Consider the following 17405-nt stretch of genomic DNA (forward strand, 5'->3'; position numbering starts at 1 on the left):
AAAAATATTTTAAGCTTGCTTTTTCTTAACCAACATCCGTTTAATTTCATTCAATTTCATTAACGCTTCAACCGGAGTAAGTGTATCTATATCAGTATGTAAAATTTCATCTTTGATATTCTCCAATAACGGATCGTCAAGATTGAAAAAACTTAACTGCAAGTCGTCATTTAACGTTTTTACCTTGTCTGTTAATTCTTCACTAGAATGTGATTTTTCTAATTTTTCTAAAATTTTGTTTGCTCGCCTTAAAACTTGTTGCGGCATACCTGCCATTTTAGCCACATGAATACCAAAACTATGTGCGCTTCCTCCTTCAACAAGCTTCCTTAAAAATAGGACATTATCTTTCAGTTCTTTTACCGAAACATTGAAGTTTTTTATACGCCCAAAAGTTTCACTCATTTCATTAAGCTCGTGGTAATGCGTTGCAAATAATGTTTTTGGATGTGCAGGATGTTCATGTAAATATTCACTAATGGCCCATGCAATAGAAATACCATCATAGGTACTTGTTCCCCGGCCAATTTCATCCAAAAGGACTAAACTTCTTTTAGATATATTATTAAGAATGGAAGCGGTTTCATTCATCTCCACCATAAAAGTAGACTCGCCCATAGATATATTATCTGAAGCTCCCACCCTGGTAAAAATCTTATCTACAATACCAATCCGCGCTTCCTTTGCCGGGACAAAACTCCCTATTTGAGCCAGTAATACTATTAACGCTGTTTGACGTAATATGGCTGATTTACCGGACATATTAGGTCCTGTAATCATAATAATTTGTTGACTTGTGCCATCTAGAAAAACATCATTGGCAATATAAGCTTCTCCTATTGGTAATTGCTTTTCAATGACCGGATGACGCCCATCTTTAATATCTAATTCATTAGAATCATCAAGCATAGGGTATACATAATTATTGTCTTTTGCCAATTGCGAAAAACCACACAAGCAATCTAGCTGCCCTATTAAATAGGCGTTTTGCTGCACGGCTTTTATATATCGACTCATCCATGCTATTAATTCAGAAAACAATTGCTGTTCAATGGCAAGAATGCGTTCTTCGGCACCTAGAATTTTGGCTTCATATTCCTTTAGTTCTTCTGTAATATACCGTTCTGCGCTTACTAAGGTTTGTTTTCTAATCCATTCTTCTGGTACTTTATCTTTATGCGTATTTCGTACTTCAATGTAGTACCCAAACACATTGTTTGAAGCTATCTTAAGTGAGGTAATCCCCGTACGTTCACTTTCACGCTCTAGCATAGCATCCAAATAATCTTTACCCGATTTAGATAAGCCCCGGAGTTCATCCAATTCTGCCGAAAAGCCATTTGCAATACTATTTCCTTTTAAAATGTTTACAGGAGCATCTTCATTCAAAGTCTCTTTTATTTTCTCACGAAGGACATCACAACTTTGAAGATTATCTCCAATAATACGCAGTGATTCATTTTCTGCTTTAGAAGCCTGACTTTTTATAGGAACAATAGCTTCTAATGAATTTTTAAGCTGAATAACCTCCCTGGGATTCACTTTCCCTGTTGCTACTTTTGAGATCAAGCGTTCTAAATCACCAATTTGTTTAATATGATTTTGAACATTGTGAAGTACAACATCTTTTTTTGTTAAAAAGCTAACGACTTCATGACGTTGTTTTATTTTTTCAACGTTTTTTAAGGGTAATGCTAACCAACGCTTTAGCAACCGCCCTCCCATGGGAGAAATGGTCTTATCAATCACGTTTAAAAGCGTAACCGCATTGTTATTTGTGGAATTATAAAGCTCTAAATTTCTTATTGTAAACTTATCCATCCAAACATAATCGTCTTCTGCTATTCTAGAAATGGATGTGATATGCTGTAATTTATGGTGCTGCGTTTCTCCCAAATAATGCAATATAGACCCCGATGCAATAATCCCTTCATACAGATCTTCAATACCAAAGCCCTTTAAACTTTTAGTATCAAAATGTTTGGTGAGTGTTTCATAGGCATAATCTGTTTGATACACCCAATCCTCTAAATAAAAAGTATGAAAATCTGGACCAAAAGTTTCATTAAATAGCGCTCGCTTCTGTTTAGAGACCAATATTTCGCTTGGACTAAAATTTTGAAGTAATTTATCTATATATTCCGCATTTCCTTGTGAGGTTAAGAACTCTCCAGTAGAAATATCTAAAAAGGAAATACCTATATATTTCTTATCAAAATAGACAGAACACAAAAAATTGTTTGACTTAGACACTAACACTTCATCATTCAATGCCACACCAGGAGTTACCAACTCCGTAACGCCGCGTTTCACAATGGTTTTGGTTTGTTTTGGGTCTTCCAACTGGTCACAAATGGCAACACGTTCTCCTGCCTTTACTAATTTTGGCAAATAGGTGTTTAATGAATGATGTGGAAATCCAGCTAATTCGGTCTCACTTTCGCTTCCAGCCCCGCGCTTCGTTAAAATAATACCTAAAATCCCTGCTGCTTTAACGGCATCACTGCCAAAGGTTTCATAAAAATCACCCACACGAAATAATAATAAAGCATCTGGATACTTTACTTTTATAGCATTATACTGCTTCATTAAGGGTGTTACTTTTTTTGCTTTTTTTGCCAAGGTTAAAGTGGTTTTTAAATATTACTTTTGTGGAAATTGTAGCATGCAATGTACTATTAATTTCATGTGTTTTGAAGTTGATTTTCTATAAGTTATCTACAATTCGAATGAGATTTCAACAATAAAACCATGCGTAAACTTAAAAATAACGAATTAGAAAGATTAAGTATTGACGGATTTAAAGCGGCAAAAAAAACACCCATAATTATCATTCTTGATAACATAAGAAGCCTCAATAACATAGGCTCTGTATTTAGAACTAGTGATGCTTTTTTAGTTGAAAAAATTTACCTCTGCGGCATTACAGCCACACCACCACATAAAGACATTCATAAAACAGCATTAGGAAGCACCGATACCGTTGCGTGGGAATATGTTGAAAAAACCATGGATTTAGTTAACAAACTAAAAACTGAGCATGTTAAAATATGTGCTATAGAACAAGCCGAAAAAGCAACCATGCTTAATCGTTTTGAAGTTGAATCAAACCAGAAATATGCGCTAATTTTTGGAAATGAAGTAAAAGGTGTGACGCAGGACATAGTAAGTTCCAGTGATGCAGTAATTGAAATTCCTCAATTTGGTACCAAACACTCTTTAAACATATCAGTTAGCTGCGGGATTGTTGTTTGGGATTTGTTTAGCAAGTTATCTACGCTCGAGAACTAGTGAGTAAAAAGTTAAAGACACCCTGGCCCACTAAAGCTGTCATGAATCAAATTTATGACCTACATCTTTGGGGTGGAAGAGATACTGACTTTTATTCTGGAGCGGGTTCACATCAACTAGATATTATAGAGCCTTATATTAAGGTGGTTACAGACTTTTTAGCGTCTTTTAATCCGCCCTTAATAGTTTGTGATTTAGGTTGTGGCGATTTTAACATAGGCAAGCAATTGCTTCCATTTACTAAGAAATATATTGCAGTTGACATTGTTGAACCGCTTATTAAAAGAAACAGGGCCACTTTTACTGCCGATAATTTAGAATTTCAATGTTTTGATATTGCCAAAGACACACTTCCAAATTGCGACTGTATTATTCTGCGACAAGTAATACAACACCTTTCAAACAACGAGATATTACAAATTGTAAAAAAGCTTCGAAATTATAAATACGTTATTCTCACAGAGCACCTTCCTATAGGAGATTTTACACCTAATAAAAATATTATTTCTGGTCAAGGCATTCGAATAAAACAGCAAAGCGGTGTTGACCTATTACAACCGCCTTTTAATTTAAAAGTAAAGTCAGAACAGCACTTTGGGTCCCACATATTAGAGGGGAACAAAGGCCTTATTACAACCAAATTATTTACACTCTTTTAGTACAAGTAAGTTTTCAAAATAATCGATAACCCTCTAATCCCAAGATGATAGGCCTATAATTTCACCATTTGGGCCTACAAAGAATGTGTATTTATCTCTAACATAATGTTCGTTTTCTAACGCATACCCTTCTGCTTTTAGCTTATCACCAATGGGACCAATATCATTCACTTTAAGCATAAAATGGTTATGGTTCGTATTTCCTACCGGACCAATGGTGTTCTGAAATTCAGGAGCCGTTAAGGACAAACTTATTTCTAAATCTTCAGCCTTTAATTTCATAACAAGCATCCCTTCTAAACCAGGACCATGAAGCACTTTAGCGTCGGACATTTTAAACCCAAGGATTTCACGATAGAGTTTTAATGTTTTTTCAAGTTCAAGCACATGAATACAGATATAATTTAAACCAGTAACTCGAGCCTCTGTTGTTACGTCTTCTTTCTCATTTCCCGATTGTACATTTTGCGAAAAACTAGAACTTATACTGAGCAACACCAATGTCACAATTAGGGTGTATTTCCATGTGAGCATAGTAAAAACGTTTTTCTCTTTATTAAGGTTTCCTGTGACAGTTTTCATGATATATTTCTTTTTAAAAGCGTTAACGAAAATCACTGCACAACTTATGAAAAAAAAAGATGCCCTAAGATAGTCCCTGCTCCACAATAAGGTCTAATTGACTACAAATAACTGATAAAAAACTTGACAAGTGCTATAACACAGAAAAATGGGAATAGGATAAAACAAAAATGTCGTAAAATTACTCTCTAATACATCATTAATTTTTAATGTCATGAATAAAGCATTTTTTTTCATTCTTTTACTTCTAACATCTTGTTCTCAACTTAAAAATGATAAGATATCTAATGATGAAAAAAACTCTAATTGGCAGGAATTAATCGATAAAGACCTAACACAATGGGATGTATTTTTAAGCTACCAGCACCAACCAGGATATGACGGATCACAGCCAAAAGATGCGGATGGAAAACTAATACCTCCTATTGGATTGAATACACCAAGCTACAATGTCTTTACAACATTTCAGGAAGGTAATGAGACCATTATTAAGAATACGGGTGAATTCTATGGCTGTTTAATCACCAAAAAGGTGTTTAAAAATTATCACTTCCAATTAAAATATAGATGGGGAAATAAAACCTGGGCTTACCGAAAAGATTTATTAAAAGATTCAGGTATTCTATACCATTCCATAGGACCAATGGGTGTTGAATATTGGCGGTCATGGATGTTATCTCAAGAATTCCAAATTATGGAGGGCCATACAGGTGATTTTTGGAGTCAAAAAAATTCGGCAATAGACATTAGAGCTTATAAACCGGAATCTGTTTTAACACCTTTGGCTCATGAATCTCAAGACTTTTTGCCAGTGGGCATGAATAGCCCATTTAGAAACTATTGCAGGAGAAAAGGTAATTATGAGAAACCCCATGACGAATGGAATACCTTGGATCTTTATTGTTTTGAAGGCCAAAGTCTACATGTTGTAAATGGAGAGGTTGTTATGATTTTAAGAAACTCTAGATATGTTGATGATAATGGCATAGACGTTCCATTAATTCAAGGTAAGATTCAAATTCAAAGTGAAGCTGCTGAAATATTTTTTAAAAATATAAGAATAAGGGAAATAGATTCATTAACGCAAGAGCAAAAGAATCTATTTTAAAAGCAAAAATCACAGCTCTTTTAAAAACTCTTTTTTAATCCCCTTTAATTACGCCTAAATGAAATCATGGATTTAAGTTGGTCAATTAAGACTTAATACGTAAATTGGTTAACCAATTATTCATGTTATGAGAACCAAGTATATTTCCACATTTTTAGTAGCTCTTTTATTTTCCTTTTCATTTGTTTTTTCTCAAGAAATTCCAATAGAATTTCTTTCAATGGATTTGAAATCTAATCAAAAAGAACAAAACAAAGAAATCTTAATTAATGAGATTGACGGTGTAAAATCTGAACATATAACCATATCAAGCTCCGTTACCAAAAAAGTAAAAATCAGCAAATCACACAAAACCATATATTTATTTATTAAGGGTTATGGTAAATTAACCTCTGGTGATAAAACTTATGATATCGTACCAGAGACCATTATGCTCCCGAATAATGTTAAGAACATTTCGTTTAAGCCTCTTAATAATGACACCCTTGATTACATTAAAATTACTGTTTTACAAACCCAGCTAGATAAAGAAGATATAAAAACATTTCCCTCTGAAAATATTAATACCATCTATTTCAAAAAGTTTACGGATTGCAAATCATACACTGAACCTATTAAAAGTCCGCAAACAACTAGCAGAACCATATTACCAAATAAATATATCCCGAGAGTTGCCATGGGAACTGTTAAAACTATAGGTCCAGACCAAGTAGGGGCACATGAGCACGCTATGTTAGAACAATTGTTTTTAGGACTTAAAGACAACCAAACCATTGTATATGCCGATGATGCCACGGTTGATTTCCCTGAGTACTCATTACTGCACATTCCGCGCGGTTCCAGCCATTCGGTGAGTGTTAAGGCCAACAATGAAATGTATTATGTTTGGATGGATTTCTTTGTAGACAAAGATGGTGAAGCATGGCTAAAAACACACAATACTAAAGAGGAATAATACGGACTTACGTTTTGACAACACAGGTATTATGATTAGAACCGTCTTCCTGATCTGCGTAAAAATCAAAGCCCTTTATGTTTGTCCACCTTGCTAAAACTACTGTAATTCAAAAGACCTAAACTTTGGAGTCCATAAGATATGTCATAAAATAAAACTCAAATAAATATTTTTTTCAGCATTAATCTTGTAATTTAGGCATACGCCCTTTTTCCACTCATGAATATTTCCTAGCTTTTAAATGGTTTTTACAACCATCAAAATAATATATCATGAAAAAAATAGGCATCATTGGAGGCTCTGGTTTCATCGGAAGCTACAACACAAAGAAATTTTTATTGGAAGGTTATTACGTAAAAGTATCGACTACGGACCTCTCTAAAAAGGAAAAATATGAGCATTTGAAGGCCTTACCAAATTCTGAAAATTTGGAAATTGTACAACTCAAACTTGAAAACAAAGATGAACTTAAGGATTTCTTAGAGGGTTGTGCTATTATTGTGCATGGCGGAACGCCGTTTCAACTGGATTTTACCGACCCAAAAGCAGAATTGTTTGACCCCACCATTATAGGTACAGAAAATTTTCTTGCAGCCATTCAAAATGTTCCCAAAGTTGAGAAGGTAGTCTTTGTTGCCTCGGTAGCTGGATTTAACACGCATTTCCCTCTACTTCCTGGGACCAAAAAAGAGGGTGACCAAGTTGACGAAAACGACCCGCCTTATATGAATGAAGAAGATCACCCCTATGCTCAGGCAAAATTTATAGCCAATCAAACGGTTGAAAAATTCATTAAAGAGCACCCTAACTTAACCTTTGAAATAACAACAGTATCCCCAACGGGTGTTATGGGTAAAGCGTTATCCGCTAGAAAAGATTCTACATCTATGGGTTTACAGTACTTATTTAAAAACGAAATTGCGCCAAACCCATTTGTTCAAATGTTTTATGACAACAATATTGATTTTGCCATGGTAGATGTCGCAGATGTTGCTAATGGTATTTTCAAAGCAGCTACCTCCACAGGAATTCATGGGAAAAACTATTTATTATCTAGTGAAAGCTATAAAATGTCTGATATCACATTAATGCTAAATCATAAAGCCCCAGAAGGGCAACCTAGTATTATTTATAAAAATGATTTAGCAAAAAAAGAATTAGGTATTGATTTCAATTCCGCCCGTATACCATTAAATCAATTTTCAGAATAAATTACTTTATGTATGGCACCGTTTAAACTTATAATGCAGGCTTAAAAAACCGTTGTTACAGGTTCTTAAATAGGCACAATCAAATATCAAATACAAACAAAAAAGGCTGTCCCTTCAGACAGCCTTAGTTTTTTATTATATACGAGATTATATCTCAACTTTTTCATGAGTGGTGTTTGCCCATCTAATTTGAGCTCTGCCACCTTTCACACGATACGCGCCATATCTAATTTTTGATTGTGTTCCTCTGTCAGGATCAGGAATATTCCAATTAAAGGCTTCACCACCAATTATCGCATTACAATAGTGTATTTTTTTAGAGGAATCGCTTGGATCTTCTTTAAAACCTACCTCTAACACAAAAGAAGTTATTTCATTTTTATTAACTCTTTTAAGCAAAACTACCTCTCTACCGCTTCCTGACCCCCCACGTTCTAATATACGCTCTGCATAAATATCGAAAGCCACTTGTTTTTCAGCATCTGCTCCCTCTCCAAAAACAGGCTTGGCCAAATACAAACAAATTGCGGGATCTGCAGAACCTCCACCTCCAGTATGCTTTCCTTTAGCTTGAGCAATATAGCTACCATCTTGACTTGAAGTACCAGTATAACCTGCTTCAAGAATTCTAAAGTCTCCTGTAAATTTTACAAATGATCCTACATTAGAGTTAGCTATAGGTAACGAGCGCTCCATTCTGGGTTGTAAGGTAGTCTCAAACTTATTTGAACCGTCCGTAATATTATATATGCCCCAAGTAGTACCATCAATAGTGCTCTCTTTATAATTTGCATAACAAGTACGATCATCAATAGTACCTACATTAACTGCGTCAGGTAAATCGTTTGATGTTCTCGTAGCATTTTCCCCTTCTGAGTTACACGTTGTGTATGTACCCGTATCTTCGTCTGGTATATCTTCAGGCTCTGGTTCTGGTTCTGGATTTGGATTTGGGTCCACTAGTTCAAATTCATCATCTGACAAAGTAGGTTTGTCATCGGTTGAACAAGACAATACAATAATTGAAAACAAAAACATGACTCCTACAGTCATCCGTTTCATAACATTTATTTTTACCATAATAAATCAATAATTTTGATAAAAATAGTTTTTTACAGAAGTCGAGCTATCCTGCACTATGCGGTATTTAAGAGTATTTAACTTAAAATGAAATACAATACTTACGAAATTAACAATGTTTAACCGTTCATCGATTTTAAGAATAAAACAGAGCCTAGACCTAAATTGATTTTAGCCTGTAAACAGTCTATTCACACCCTTACCATCTATGAATCATTAAAGAACCTGATTGAACAAATCCAAATGGCATTAAATATTAAATGCGGCTTATCTCATCTAATACCCACAGATAATCTGCTCTATTTTCTACAAAATCTCTATCAGAAATGTCGATAATTTTTACATTAAAATCTTTTTGCGTTTTTAAGAAGTCCAAATAGCCCGAATTGATTTTCTCTAAATAATCATCGGCAATATTTTGCTCATAATCACGTCCTCGTTTTTTTATGTTTTTCTGTAAACTCTCCGTGTTTTGATATAAATAAATATACAAATCGGGCTTTCGTAAATCTTTATACATCAAATAGAATAATTTTCTATATAAATTAAATTCATCTTCCTGTAAAGTAATTTTTGAGAAAATGAGTGATTTAAAGACATCATAATCACTCACTATAAAATTCTTAAACAAATCTAGTTGCGATAAATCATCAGAAATTTGCTGATAGCGATCTGCTAAAAAAGACATTTCTAAGGTAAAGGCATACCTATTAGCGTCTTCATAAAACTTTGGTAAAAAAGGATTATCAGCAAAACGCTCTAAAATTAATTTAGCGTTAAAATCGTTTGAAATTTTAGTTGCTAAACTTGTTTTCCCTGCACCTATATTTCCTTCAATGGCAATATAATTGTGCTTTGACAAACCAAAGGTTTTGCTAGGATTCTTTAACCATATTTTTATAGGTTCTAAACGCGACGCATCATGACATGCTTCTAATAAAACAGACACTGTTTTTTTTAATTCAGGGTGTTCTACTTTAGAGGCAATATCATTTAGAGGCAATAAAACAAACTTACGTTTACTCATTTCAGGATGTGGTACCCTTAGACAATCTGTTTTTATAATATTTTGACCTGCAAAAATAATATCTAAATCTATTGTTCTAGCCTCATAACCGGCGCCTTCCTTTCGTTCTCTCCCCAAATTAGTTTCAATGGCCAATAAAGTTTCTAAAACACTTTGAGGATCTAAATCACTTTGTGAAACCAAACAGCAATTAAAAAAATCATCACTTTCAAAACCAAATGCTGGCGACTTATAGACCTTAGATATTAATTGAATATTCCCTATTTGCTTGTGAATAGCATCTACTGCGGCTTGAAGATTTTTAACTTTATCTCCTTTATTGCTACCTAATGCGATATGATATATTGAAGGTTTTTTCATGGAAAAGCAAAATAACTAAAACAATTATTAATCCATTATATTTACAGAACCTATTTATTCACAATTGTAAATGACTTTAAAAGACAAACTTGCCGCCCATCGTATTTACATGCTTCTAGGCTCATTATTTATAACCTCGCTTGTTGTTTCGAACCTCATTTTTCAAAAATTCTTTTATTGGTACCCTTTTGATTTTGAAATATTTGGCAGTAAACTTTTTGAAATCTCTGTTGGTATTTTACCCTACCCTATCACCTTTTTAATTACCGATTTAATAAGTGAAATTTATGGTAAGAAACGTGCTAATGACGTTGTTGTTACAGGAATTTTTGCATCGTTGTTTTCACTTCTAATTATAAAAATGGGCACTGTAGTTCCTGCAACACCCTGGTCTTATGTTAGCAATGAAACATTTCAAATCGTATTTGGAAATTCAATGATTGCTGTTTTTGCTAGCATGCTCACCTATTTATTTGCGCAATTTATTGACATTCAAATATATCATTTCTGGAAGCGCCTTACCCAAGGCAAACATTTATGGCTACGTAATAATTTCTCTACCTGGTTTTCTCAATTTGTGGATACATTCACTATTGTATTTCTACTTTGTTCTTTTGGCATTATTGACTGGGCCAACTTTAAAGGATTACTCATTAGTGGCTTTATTTTTAAAGTATTAATTGCTGTGATAGACACACCTTTTCTATACTTAGGCGTTTATTTATTTAGAAGACGTTTCAAATTAAAGGTTAATGAAGAAATTGATTTACTGGAATCAGATGTGATCGAGCAATAACATTTGGGTAAAAGTTTTATTAAACTTTTCATTTCATTCAACTAAAACAAGCTTCTGTTCGTAAATACTTCTGAACTGCATCATGTATTTAATAATGCTATTAAATGCAAAAAACTATAACTCACCCCATGAAGAAAGCTTTTAAAATTATAAGCCTTACAGTTCTTATCGTCCTAACACTTTTAATTGGCATTCCCTTTGCCTTTCAAAGCCAAATACAAGACCTGATTAAACAGTTTATAAATCAAAACCTTAACGCTCAGGTAGAATTTGATGATGTAAGTCTGAGTTTTATTAAAAGCTTCCCCCAAGCTCAGGTTAGTATAAGCGACTTAGAGATTTCTAATTTCGCCCCCTTTAAAGATGAAACTTTGGCTGCAGTAAAAGACATCGATTTCACAATGTCCCTTAAAGAATTATTCAAAATCGGAAATGAAGAACCCATTATTATAAACTCTATTTATCTTAATGAAGTGCTTTTAACTCTAAAAACGGACTCCCTTGGCCACACTAATTACGACATTACTAAAGAAAATATTAATGACGCTACCACCGAAGAAGAAACCAGCAACTTTGTTTTTAGCATTAGAGACTATAGCATAAATAATAGTACGCTAACCTACATTGATGAAATTTCAAAAATGCTTTTTCATATAACTGATTTAAATCATGAAGGACATGGTACGTTTTCATCTGAAATTTCAGAACTAAATACAACAAGCAATGCCCATGTTAGTTTCATTATGGACAGTACCAAATACTTAAGTAATATACCAATTAAGCTTGATGCCTTAATTAATCTGGATTTAGCAAATAATAAATACACCTTTAAAGACAACAAAGGTTTAATTAATGATTTACCGCTTCATTTTGAAGGTTATATAAAGCAACTTGATAACGGTCAAGAGATGGATATTTCTTTTGAAAACCCAGAATCTGATTTTAAAAATTTTTTGGCTATAATCCCCAAAACACATTCTAAAAATATCGAAGCTGTAGAAACCACAGGAGATTTCAAAATTAAGGGTTTGATAAAAGGTATAAGCTCAGATGAAACTATTCCAACCCTTGATATAAGTATTACCTCAAATAATGCGTCTTTTAAATATCCCGAATTACCAAAACGCGTTAGCAATATCACTATTAATACGGTTATAAAAAACTCAACCGGCCGCATTGACGACACATATATTGATATTAAAGCACTCGATTTTAAAATTGACAAAAATGTATTTAAATCATCGGCAACATTAAAAAATATCGCAAATAATATGATGGTCAATGCACATATAGATGGTACTTTAAATTTAGGTGATGTTTCTAAAGTATATCCTATTGCGTTGGAACATGAATTGCATGGTATTTTAAAGGGCAATCTTAATACAAGGTTCGACATGAATGCCTTAGACACGAATGCTTATGATCGCATAAAAAATGATGGTTCGGCAAGTATTACAGATTTCGTTTTTTATTCTGAAGACATGGTCAATCCAATGGTTATTTCAGAAGCTAAAATAACATTTAATCCCACTACAGTAAACCTAGATTCATTTAAAGCTACAACTGGTGAAAGCGATATAGATGCTGAAGGTAGCTTAAACAATTTTCTTGGATTTTTATTTAGCTATAGACCTCTTAAGGGGCAATTCAAAGTGAATTCTAATTTCTTTAGGGTTAGTGATTTTACGTCCGAAGATGAAGCTTCAACTACAAATAAAAATACAGAAGATTCAGAATCTCTTAAAATCCCAGATTTTTTAGATTGCACCATAAACGCTAAAGCCGAAACTGTAGTTTATGATAATCTAAACCTAAAATCGCTACAGGGTAACCTATATATAAAAAATCAAAAAGCAACTTTAGAAAATATGACTTCTAGCATATTTGACGGTGCTCTATCCTTATCTGGCGCTGTTTCCACAAAAGAAAAAACACCAAGTTTCAGCCTAAACCTTAAGGCCAAAAATTTTGATATCTCTAAATCCTTTAATGCATTAGAATTATTTCAAAACTTAGCACCTATTGCCAAGATTCTCGATGGAAAATTAAACACAGACCTAAACCTATCTGGTCATTTAAACAAAGATTTTTCCCCAGACCTAAACACGCTATCTGGTGATGCTAAAACCGAATTACTTGCTAACAAAATAGGCACAAATCAGGATGATTTAATCACAAAGCTTGATGATGCACTGCGCTTTATAGATTTTAGTAAACTCGATTTAAAAGCACTAAAGGTACAGGTAGAATTTGCAGATGGCCAAGTAGCCGTAAAACCGTTCGATTTTAAATATAAAGATATTGACATAGAAGTTTCCGGAACTCACGGTTTTGATAAAACCATAAACTATAATGCCGTGTTTCATGTGCCCGCTACATATTTAGGTGGAGATATAAATAAACTAATTAAAAGCATCAACGATAATGAAATTAATAAAATATCTATTCCGGTAACCGCAAATATTGGAGGTACTTATACAAACCCTGCTGTAAAATCTGACTTATCTAATAGTGTTTCGGTTTTATCTGAACAACTTATTGAAATTCAGAAACAAAAACTATTAAATCAAGGAAAAGATGAAGTGAATATCCTAATCCATGGTGTGATTGGAGGAAACCAAACAAAAACAGATTCCATAAAAAAAGAACAAAATAATACTCTTGAACATGTTCTAAATGATTTTATGAAATCAAATAATACATCAAAAGACTCAACAAAAACAGGCCAAACTTCAGGGACTGTTAAAACTGTATTAGGGGGTTTATTCAAAAAAAAGAAAACCGATACGGTAAATTAATAATACAAACAGTATCAACTAATTAAAAAAACAATTATTTATTTGGTTTTCTAAATAAAAATACAGAATTTTGCCATCCCTTTGAAAGGACACATTAAGATAAAAAATTAAGTACCATATATATGTTAAAAATTATTGTTAAAGACGGCGAAAACATAGAACGCGCATTAAAGCGTTACAAAAGAAAACACAGAAATATTAAAGTGATGCAGAACCTAAGAGATGGTCAGTTTTTCACTAAACCTTCTGTTAAAAGACGTCGTGAAATCCAAAAAGCAGGTTATATTCAAGGCTTAAGAGATCAAGAAGACATATAATTTTTTTCAATAAAAAATTATAAAACCATTTACTGATATAAGTAAATGGTTTTTTTTTGCCCGCTATCTAGATAATTAAATTTAAAATCTTAAATACCTTATGTAAGTTTTCGTAATTTCTTTGCACAAAAGATACGTGACCTTAGTTTACTTATTTATAGGACTATTTACTTCCACCTTAGGTGCCCTGCCTTTGGGAGCGTCGAACATTGCCGTAATAAATACTACATTAAAGGAAAATGCTAATCAAGCATTTAAAATAGCAATTACTGCAGGAATTGCTGAAGTTATACTATCCTACTATGCTCTTTATAACAACCAAACGATTAAGGATTATTTTTATGATAATGAATGGATTCAAATTTTAATTGCCGTCCTTCTCCTAGCAGCAGGCAGTATATTATTATTCAAAAGAAAATCTAAAAACTATTCTCAAAAAAAAAAAGTCAAAACATCAAAATATGCTACCGGTTTTTTACTAGGCGTATTAAATCCTCCTGTTCTCATTTATTGGGTTATTGCCTTTGGAATTATAAATAACAGCCTCCTACTCTTATCTCTTAAATCATCCGTCTCCATTTTATTTTTATTCTTTTCAGGAGTTTATTTAGGAAAAATTTTAACCTTATATGGTTACAGCAAAATTAGTGGTATTGTAAAACGTAAAATTAGCTCTGGAAATAGCACCACAAATAAGGTCACAGGTATACTATTAATAGGCATTAGCTTCATTCAATTTTTAAAGCTATATATCTTTTAATTTACTGATATATTTACTACCAAACCTTCATTTGCCCTAATATTAAAAACGGTTTGATCTTCAAAAATTAAATATTGTCCTTTTATCCCAACCAATTTCCCGGAATACCTCTGAGACTTTATAATATTTAAACTTTTTGGTTTCTCAGGATATTTATTCACCGGAAATTCTAAGTGGGTTTCCTTATTGTTTCCTATATAATAATCTACAGCTTCCTTTGGAATATATTGAGACAAACGGTCGCGCCATTCCGCCAAGTTTTCGTCTTCAATATCGTTTTTAAGCATTTTTCTCCAATTGGTTTTATCTGCTACATGACCTTTCAAAGCCACCTCAGTAATGCCTGCTAAATATCTGTTTGGAACTTCTACAATTTCAATAGCCTCATGAGCGCCTTGATCAATCCACCTGGTTGGCACCTGACTTTTTCTGGTCACCCCCACCTTCACATTACTAGAATTAGCCAAATACACAATATGCGGCTGTAATTGCGCCTTTTTTTCATACTCCAAATCACGGTCTTCTTTTCCTAGATGTGCGGTACTTAATTCCGGTCTCATAATCCAATCTCCCGCTTTTGCGGTATCATAAAAACATTGCCTATCAAAACCCTGTCTAAAAATAGGCTTATCTAATCCGCAATTAAGGCATTGGTATTTAACAAATTCTAAGGTGATGTTATTGTTCAATAATTGATTCATATTGAGAAAGTCATTTTCAAACACTAAATAGTACTGAATAGGACTTGCCAATTCTGTTGTCATTTTTGTTAAAACACCTTGGTAGGTCATAAAAAAAAGTATTATTTTTAAATTCTTAAAGATATAATAAATATGCCAATACCTATAGTAAATTCAATTGCTTCTTGGTTTTTAAAAAAGCGATTTCATCAAATAGAATTGTTTATAAAATACCCAAATGAAGTCCAAAATGAATTGCTATTAAGTTTAATTGACTTTGCACAAAATACAGAAATTGGCAAACAATATGATTTTGCCACCATTAAAAACTATAAAACTTTTGCTGAACGTGTCCCCATTAAAAATTATGAAGGCTGGCAAGATCTCATAGAACGTTCTAGACAAGGCCAGAGCAATATCTTTTGGCCCAGCCCCATAAAGTGGTTTGCCAAATCTAGTGGCACAACGCGAGCTAAAAGTAAATTCATACCTGTGAGTTTAGAATCTCTTGAAAATTGCCACTACGCAGCTAGTAAAGACTTACTCTGTATGTATCTAAACAACAATGAAGATTCGCAATTGTTTACAGGGAAAAGTTTACGCTTAGGAGGAAGCAAAGAATTATACAAAGAAAACGGTACTGTTTTTGGGGATTTATCAGCCATACTCATTGATAATATGCCTTTTTGGGCAGAATTTAGCAGTACCCCTGGAAATAAAGTTTCCTTAATGAGTGACTGGGAACATAAAATGCAAGCTATAGTTAATGAAACCATTCAAGAAAACGTAACCAGCCTTGCTGGGGTACCGTCTTGGATGTTAGTCCTACTTAACAATGTTCTAGAATCCACAAATAAGAGCAGTTTACACGAAGTTTGGCCGAATCTTGAAGTTTATTTTCATGGTGGCGTGAGTTTCACACCGTACAAAGATCAATACAAAAATATTCTACCAAATAAAGATTTTAAGTATTATGAAATTTATAATGCTTCGGAAGGATTTTTCGCTATTCAAGATCGTAATGATTCAAATGAACTATTATTAATGCTTGATTACGGTATATTTTATGAGTTTATTCCAATGAGTATTTATGCGACCTCAAATGAAAAGGCAATCCCCTTAAGTGAAGTTCAATTAAATGAAAACTATGCGGTCATCATTACAACAAATGCCGGACTTTGGCGCTATAAAATTGGGGATACGGTAAGATTCACCTCTTTAAATCCTTACAAAATTAAAGTATCTGGTAGAACAAAGCACCACATCAATGTTTTTGGGGAAGAACTAATCATTGAAAACGCAGAAGATGCTCTAAAAAAAGTATGTAGACATACCAATGCTGAAATTGTTGATTTCACTGCTGCCCCCATTTTCATGGAAGGCAAAGAGAAAGGTGCCCATGAATGGTTGATTGAATTTAAAACGCCGCCCAAAGACATTAATGACTTCAATGAGCTATTTGATAACACCTTAAAATCAATAAATTCAGATTATGAAGCCAAACGCTATAATAGCATTACACTAAATAAGCCAAAAATCAATATTGCGCGACATCATTTATTTTATGATTGGCTAAAACAGAACAATAAATTAGGCGGGCAACACAAAATACCAAGATTATCCAATACACGAGAATATATGGATGAACTTTTAAAACTGAACAGATAAGTTTACCACCTAAATACAAAAATTTTAACTTACCGAATTAAACTGCTATTAATCCAAAAAATATGTAATCATCTCTCATCTGCTATATATTTATCCTATAGTTTCACCCAAAT

General features: G+C 33.3%; 15 protein-coding genes. 10 read left to right on the forward strand and 5 right to left on the reverse strand.

The features are described from left to right. Nucleotides 1-9 precede the first annotated feature (9 nt). Nucleotides 10-2622, reverse strand: coding sequence for a DNA mismatch repair protein MutS (gene mutS, locus IE051_RS04345; RefSeq protein WP_189359554.1), 2613 nt, complete (start codon nucleotides 2620-2622; stop codon nucleotides 10-12). 129 nt (nucleotides 2623-2751) lie between these two features. Here mutS and IE051_RS04350 point away from each other — a divergent pair, with 129 nt between their 5' ends. Together IE051_RS04350 and IE051_RS04355 are read left to right on the forward strand one after the other, a co-directional pair. Continuing rightward, complete coding sequence (locus tag IE051_RS04350) at nucleotides 2752-3291, forward strand: RNA methyltransferase (protein ID WP_189359555.1); 540 nt, start codon at nucleotides 2752-2754, stop codon at nucleotides 3289-3291. A 41-nt stretch (nucleotides 3292-3332) separates the two neighbouring features. Continuing rightward, complete coding sequence (locus IE051_RS04355; RefSeq protein WP_189359556.1) at nucleotides 3333-3950, forward strand: methyltransferase domain-containing protein; 618 nt, start codon at nucleotides 3333-3335, stop codon at nucleotides 3948-3950. Nucleotides 3951-3983: 33 nt separating this feature from the next. On the opposite strand, the gene IE051_RS04360 is transcribed toward IE051_RS04355, so the two are convergent. Next, a complete protein-coding gene (locus tag IE051_RS04360; protein WP_189359557.1) occupies nucleotides 3984-4532 on the reverse strand; it encodes a VOC family protein in 549 nt (182 codons plus the stop codon). Nucleotides 4533-4746: 214 nt separating this feature from the next. On the opposite strand from IE051_RS04360, the gene IE051_RS04365 reads away from it, so the two are divergent. The 3 genes from IE051_RS04365 to IE051_RS04375 all read left to right on the forward strand — a co-directional run bounded on the left by IE051_RS04365 (nucleotide 4747) and on the right by IE051_RS04375 (nucleotide 7806). Further along, complete coding sequence (locus IE051_RS04365) at nucleotides 4747-5640, forward strand: 3-keto-disaccharide hydrolase (RefSeq protein WP_189359558.1); 894 nt, start codon at nucleotides 4747-4749, stop codon at nucleotides 5638-5640. Between the two features lie 127 nt (nucleotides 5641-5767). Next, on the forward strand, nucleotides 5768-6595 hold the full coding sequence (locus IE051_RS04370; protein WP_189359559.1) for a cupin domain-containing protein: 828 nt from the start codon (nucleotides 5768-5770) through the stop codon (nucleotides 6593-6595). 272 nt (nucleotides 6596-6867) lie between these two features. Then, nucleotides 6868-7806 carry an NAD-dependent epimerase/dehydratase family protein gene (locus tag IE051_RS04375; RefSeq protein ID WP_189359560.1) on the forward strand — a complete coding sequence of 313 codons (939 nt, stop codon included), beginning with the start codon at nucleotides 6868-6870 and terminating at the stop codon, nucleotides 7804-7806. Nucleotides 7807-7953: 147 nt separating this feature from the next. Here IE051_RS04375 and IE051_RS04380 read toward each other — a convergent pair whose 3' ends face one another. Both IE051_RS04380 and folK read right to left on the reverse strand, forming a co-directional pair. Continuing rightward, nucleotides 7954-8868 carry a hypothetical protein gene (locus IE051_RS04380; protein ID WP_189359561.1) on the reverse strand — a complete coding sequence of 305 codons (915 nt, stop codon included), beginning with the start codon at nucleotides 8866-8868 and terminating at the stop codon, nucleotides 7954-7956. Nucleotides 8869-9142: 274 nt separating this feature from the next. Beyond that, on the reverse strand, nucleotides 9143-10273 hold the full coding sequence (folK, locus tag IE051_RS04385; protein ID WP_189359562.1) for a 2-amino-4-hydroxy-6-hydroxymethyldihydropteridine diphosphokinase: 1131 nt from the start codon (nucleotides 10271-10273) through the stop codon (nucleotides 9143-9145). A gap of 70 nt (nucleotides 10274-10343) precedes the next feature. On the opposite strand from folK, the gene IE051_RS04390 reads away from it, so the two are divergent. From IE051_RS04390 to IE051_RS04405, 4 genes are all read left to right on the forward strand, one after another. After that, nucleotides 10344-11069, forward strand: coding sequence for a queuosine precursor transporter (locus IE051_RS04390; RefSeq protein WP_189359563.1), 726 nt, complete (start codon nucleotides 10344-10346; stop codon nucleotides 11067-11069). Nucleotides 11070-11197: 128 nt separating this feature from the next. Then, nucleotides 11198-13867, forward strand: a complete 2670-nt coding sequence (locus IE051_RS04395) for an AsmA family protein (protein WP_189359564.1) — start codon at nucleotides 11198-11200, stop codon at nucleotides 13865-13867. A 122-nt stretch (nucleotides 13868-13989) separates the two neighbouring features. Further along, nucleotides 13990-14184 (forward strand): 30S ribosomal protein S21, encoded by a 195-nt coding sequence (rpsU, locus tag IE051_RS04400; protein ID WP_189359565.1) that lies wholly within the window; start codon nucleotides 13990-13992, stop codon nucleotides 14182-14184. Nucleotides 14185-14305: 121 nt separating this feature from the next. Then, on the forward strand, nucleotides 14306-14944 hold the full coding sequence (locus tag IE051_RS04405) for a LysE family transporter (RefSeq protein ID WP_189359566.1): 639 nt from the start codon (nucleotides 14306-14308) through the stop codon (nucleotides 14942-14944). Here IE051_RS04405 and IE051_RS04410 read toward each other — a convergent pair. After that, nucleotides 14941-15735 carry a DUF2797 domain-containing protein gene (locus IE051_RS04410; protein ID WP_189359567.1) on the reverse strand — a complete coding sequence of 265 codons (795 nt, stop codon included), beginning with the start codon at nucleotides 15733-15735 and terminating at the stop codon, nucleotides 14941-14943. The genes IE051_RS04405 and IE051_RS04410 overlap by 4 nt on opposite strands. A 42-nt stretch (nucleotides 15736-15777) precedes the next feature. Between IE051_RS04410 and IE051_RS04415 the strand changes: the two genes are divergently transcribed. Continuing rightward, complete coding sequence (locus tag IE051_RS04415) at nucleotides 15778-17292, forward strand: GH3 auxin-responsive promoter family protein (RefSeq protein ID WP_189359568.1); 1515 nt, start codon at nucleotides 15778-15780, stop codon at nucleotides 17290-17292. The last annotated feature ends 113 nt before the right edge of the window (nucleotides 17293-17405 follow it).

Origin of the sequence: Algibacter mikhailovii (assembly GCF_014651495.1) — a bacterium.
Taxonomy (GTDB): domain Bacteria; phylum Bacteroidota; class Bacteroidia; order Flavobacteriales; family Flavobacteriaceae; genus Algibacter_E; species Algibacter_E mikhailovii.

What these genes read in the sequence shown, in the direction of transcription:
- IE051_RS04350 (WP_189359555.1), top strand. Translation starts at nt 2,752, where the DNA reads ATGCGTAAACTTAAAAATAACGAATTAGAAAGATTAAGTATTGACGGA.
- IE051_RS04355 (WP_189359556.1), top strand. Translation starts at nt 3,333, where the DNA reads ATGAATCAAATTTATGACCTACATCTTTGGGGTGGAAGAGATACTGAC.
- IE051_RS04360 (WP_189359557.1), bottom strand. Translation starts at nt 4,532, where the DNA reads ATGAAAACTGTCACAGGAAACCTTAATAAAGAGAAAAACGTTTTTACT.
- IE051_RS04365 (WP_189359558.1), top strand. Translation starts at nt 4,747, where the DNA reads ATGAATAAAGCATTTTTTTTCATTCTTTTACTTCTAACATCTTGTTCT.
- IE051_RS04370 (WP_189359559.1), top strand. Translation starts at nt 5,768, where the DNA reads ATGAGAACCAAGTATATTTCCACATTTTTAGTAGCTCTTTTATTTTCC.
- IE051_RS04375 (WP_189359560.1), top strand. Translation starts at nt 6,868, where the DNA reads ATGAAAAAAATAGGCATCATTGGAGGCTCTGGTTTCATCGGAAGCTAC.
- IE051_RS04380 (WP_189359561.1), bottom strand. Translation starts at nt 8,868, where the DNA reads ATGAAACGGATGACTGTAGGAGTCATGTTTTTGTTTTCAATTATTGTA.
- folK (WP_189359562.1), bottom strand. Translation starts at nt 10,273, where the DNA reads ATGAAAAAACCTTCAATATATCATATCGCATTAGGTAGCAATAAAGGA.
- IE051_RS04390 (WP_189359563.1), top strand. Translation starts at nt 10,344, where the DNA reads ATGACTTTAAAAGACAAACTTGCCGCCCATCGTATTTACATGCTTCTA.
- IE051_RS04395 (WP_189359564.1), top strand. Translation starts at nt 11,198, where the DNA reads ATGAAGAAAGCTTTTAAAATTATAAGCCTTACAGTTCTTATCGTCCTA.
- rpsU (WP_189359565.1), top strand. Translation starts at nt 13,990, where the DNA reads ATGTTAAAAATTATTGTTAAAGACGGCGAAAACATAGAACGCGCATTA.
- IE051_RS04410 (WP_189359567.1), bottom strand. Translation starts at nt 15,735, where the DNA reads ATGACCTACCAAGGTGTTTTAACAAAAATGACAACAGAATTGGCAAGT.
- IE051_RS04415 (WP_189359568.1), top strand. Translation starts at nt 15,778, where the DNA reads ATGCCAATACCTATAGTAAATTCAATTGCTTCTTGGTTTTTAAAAAAG.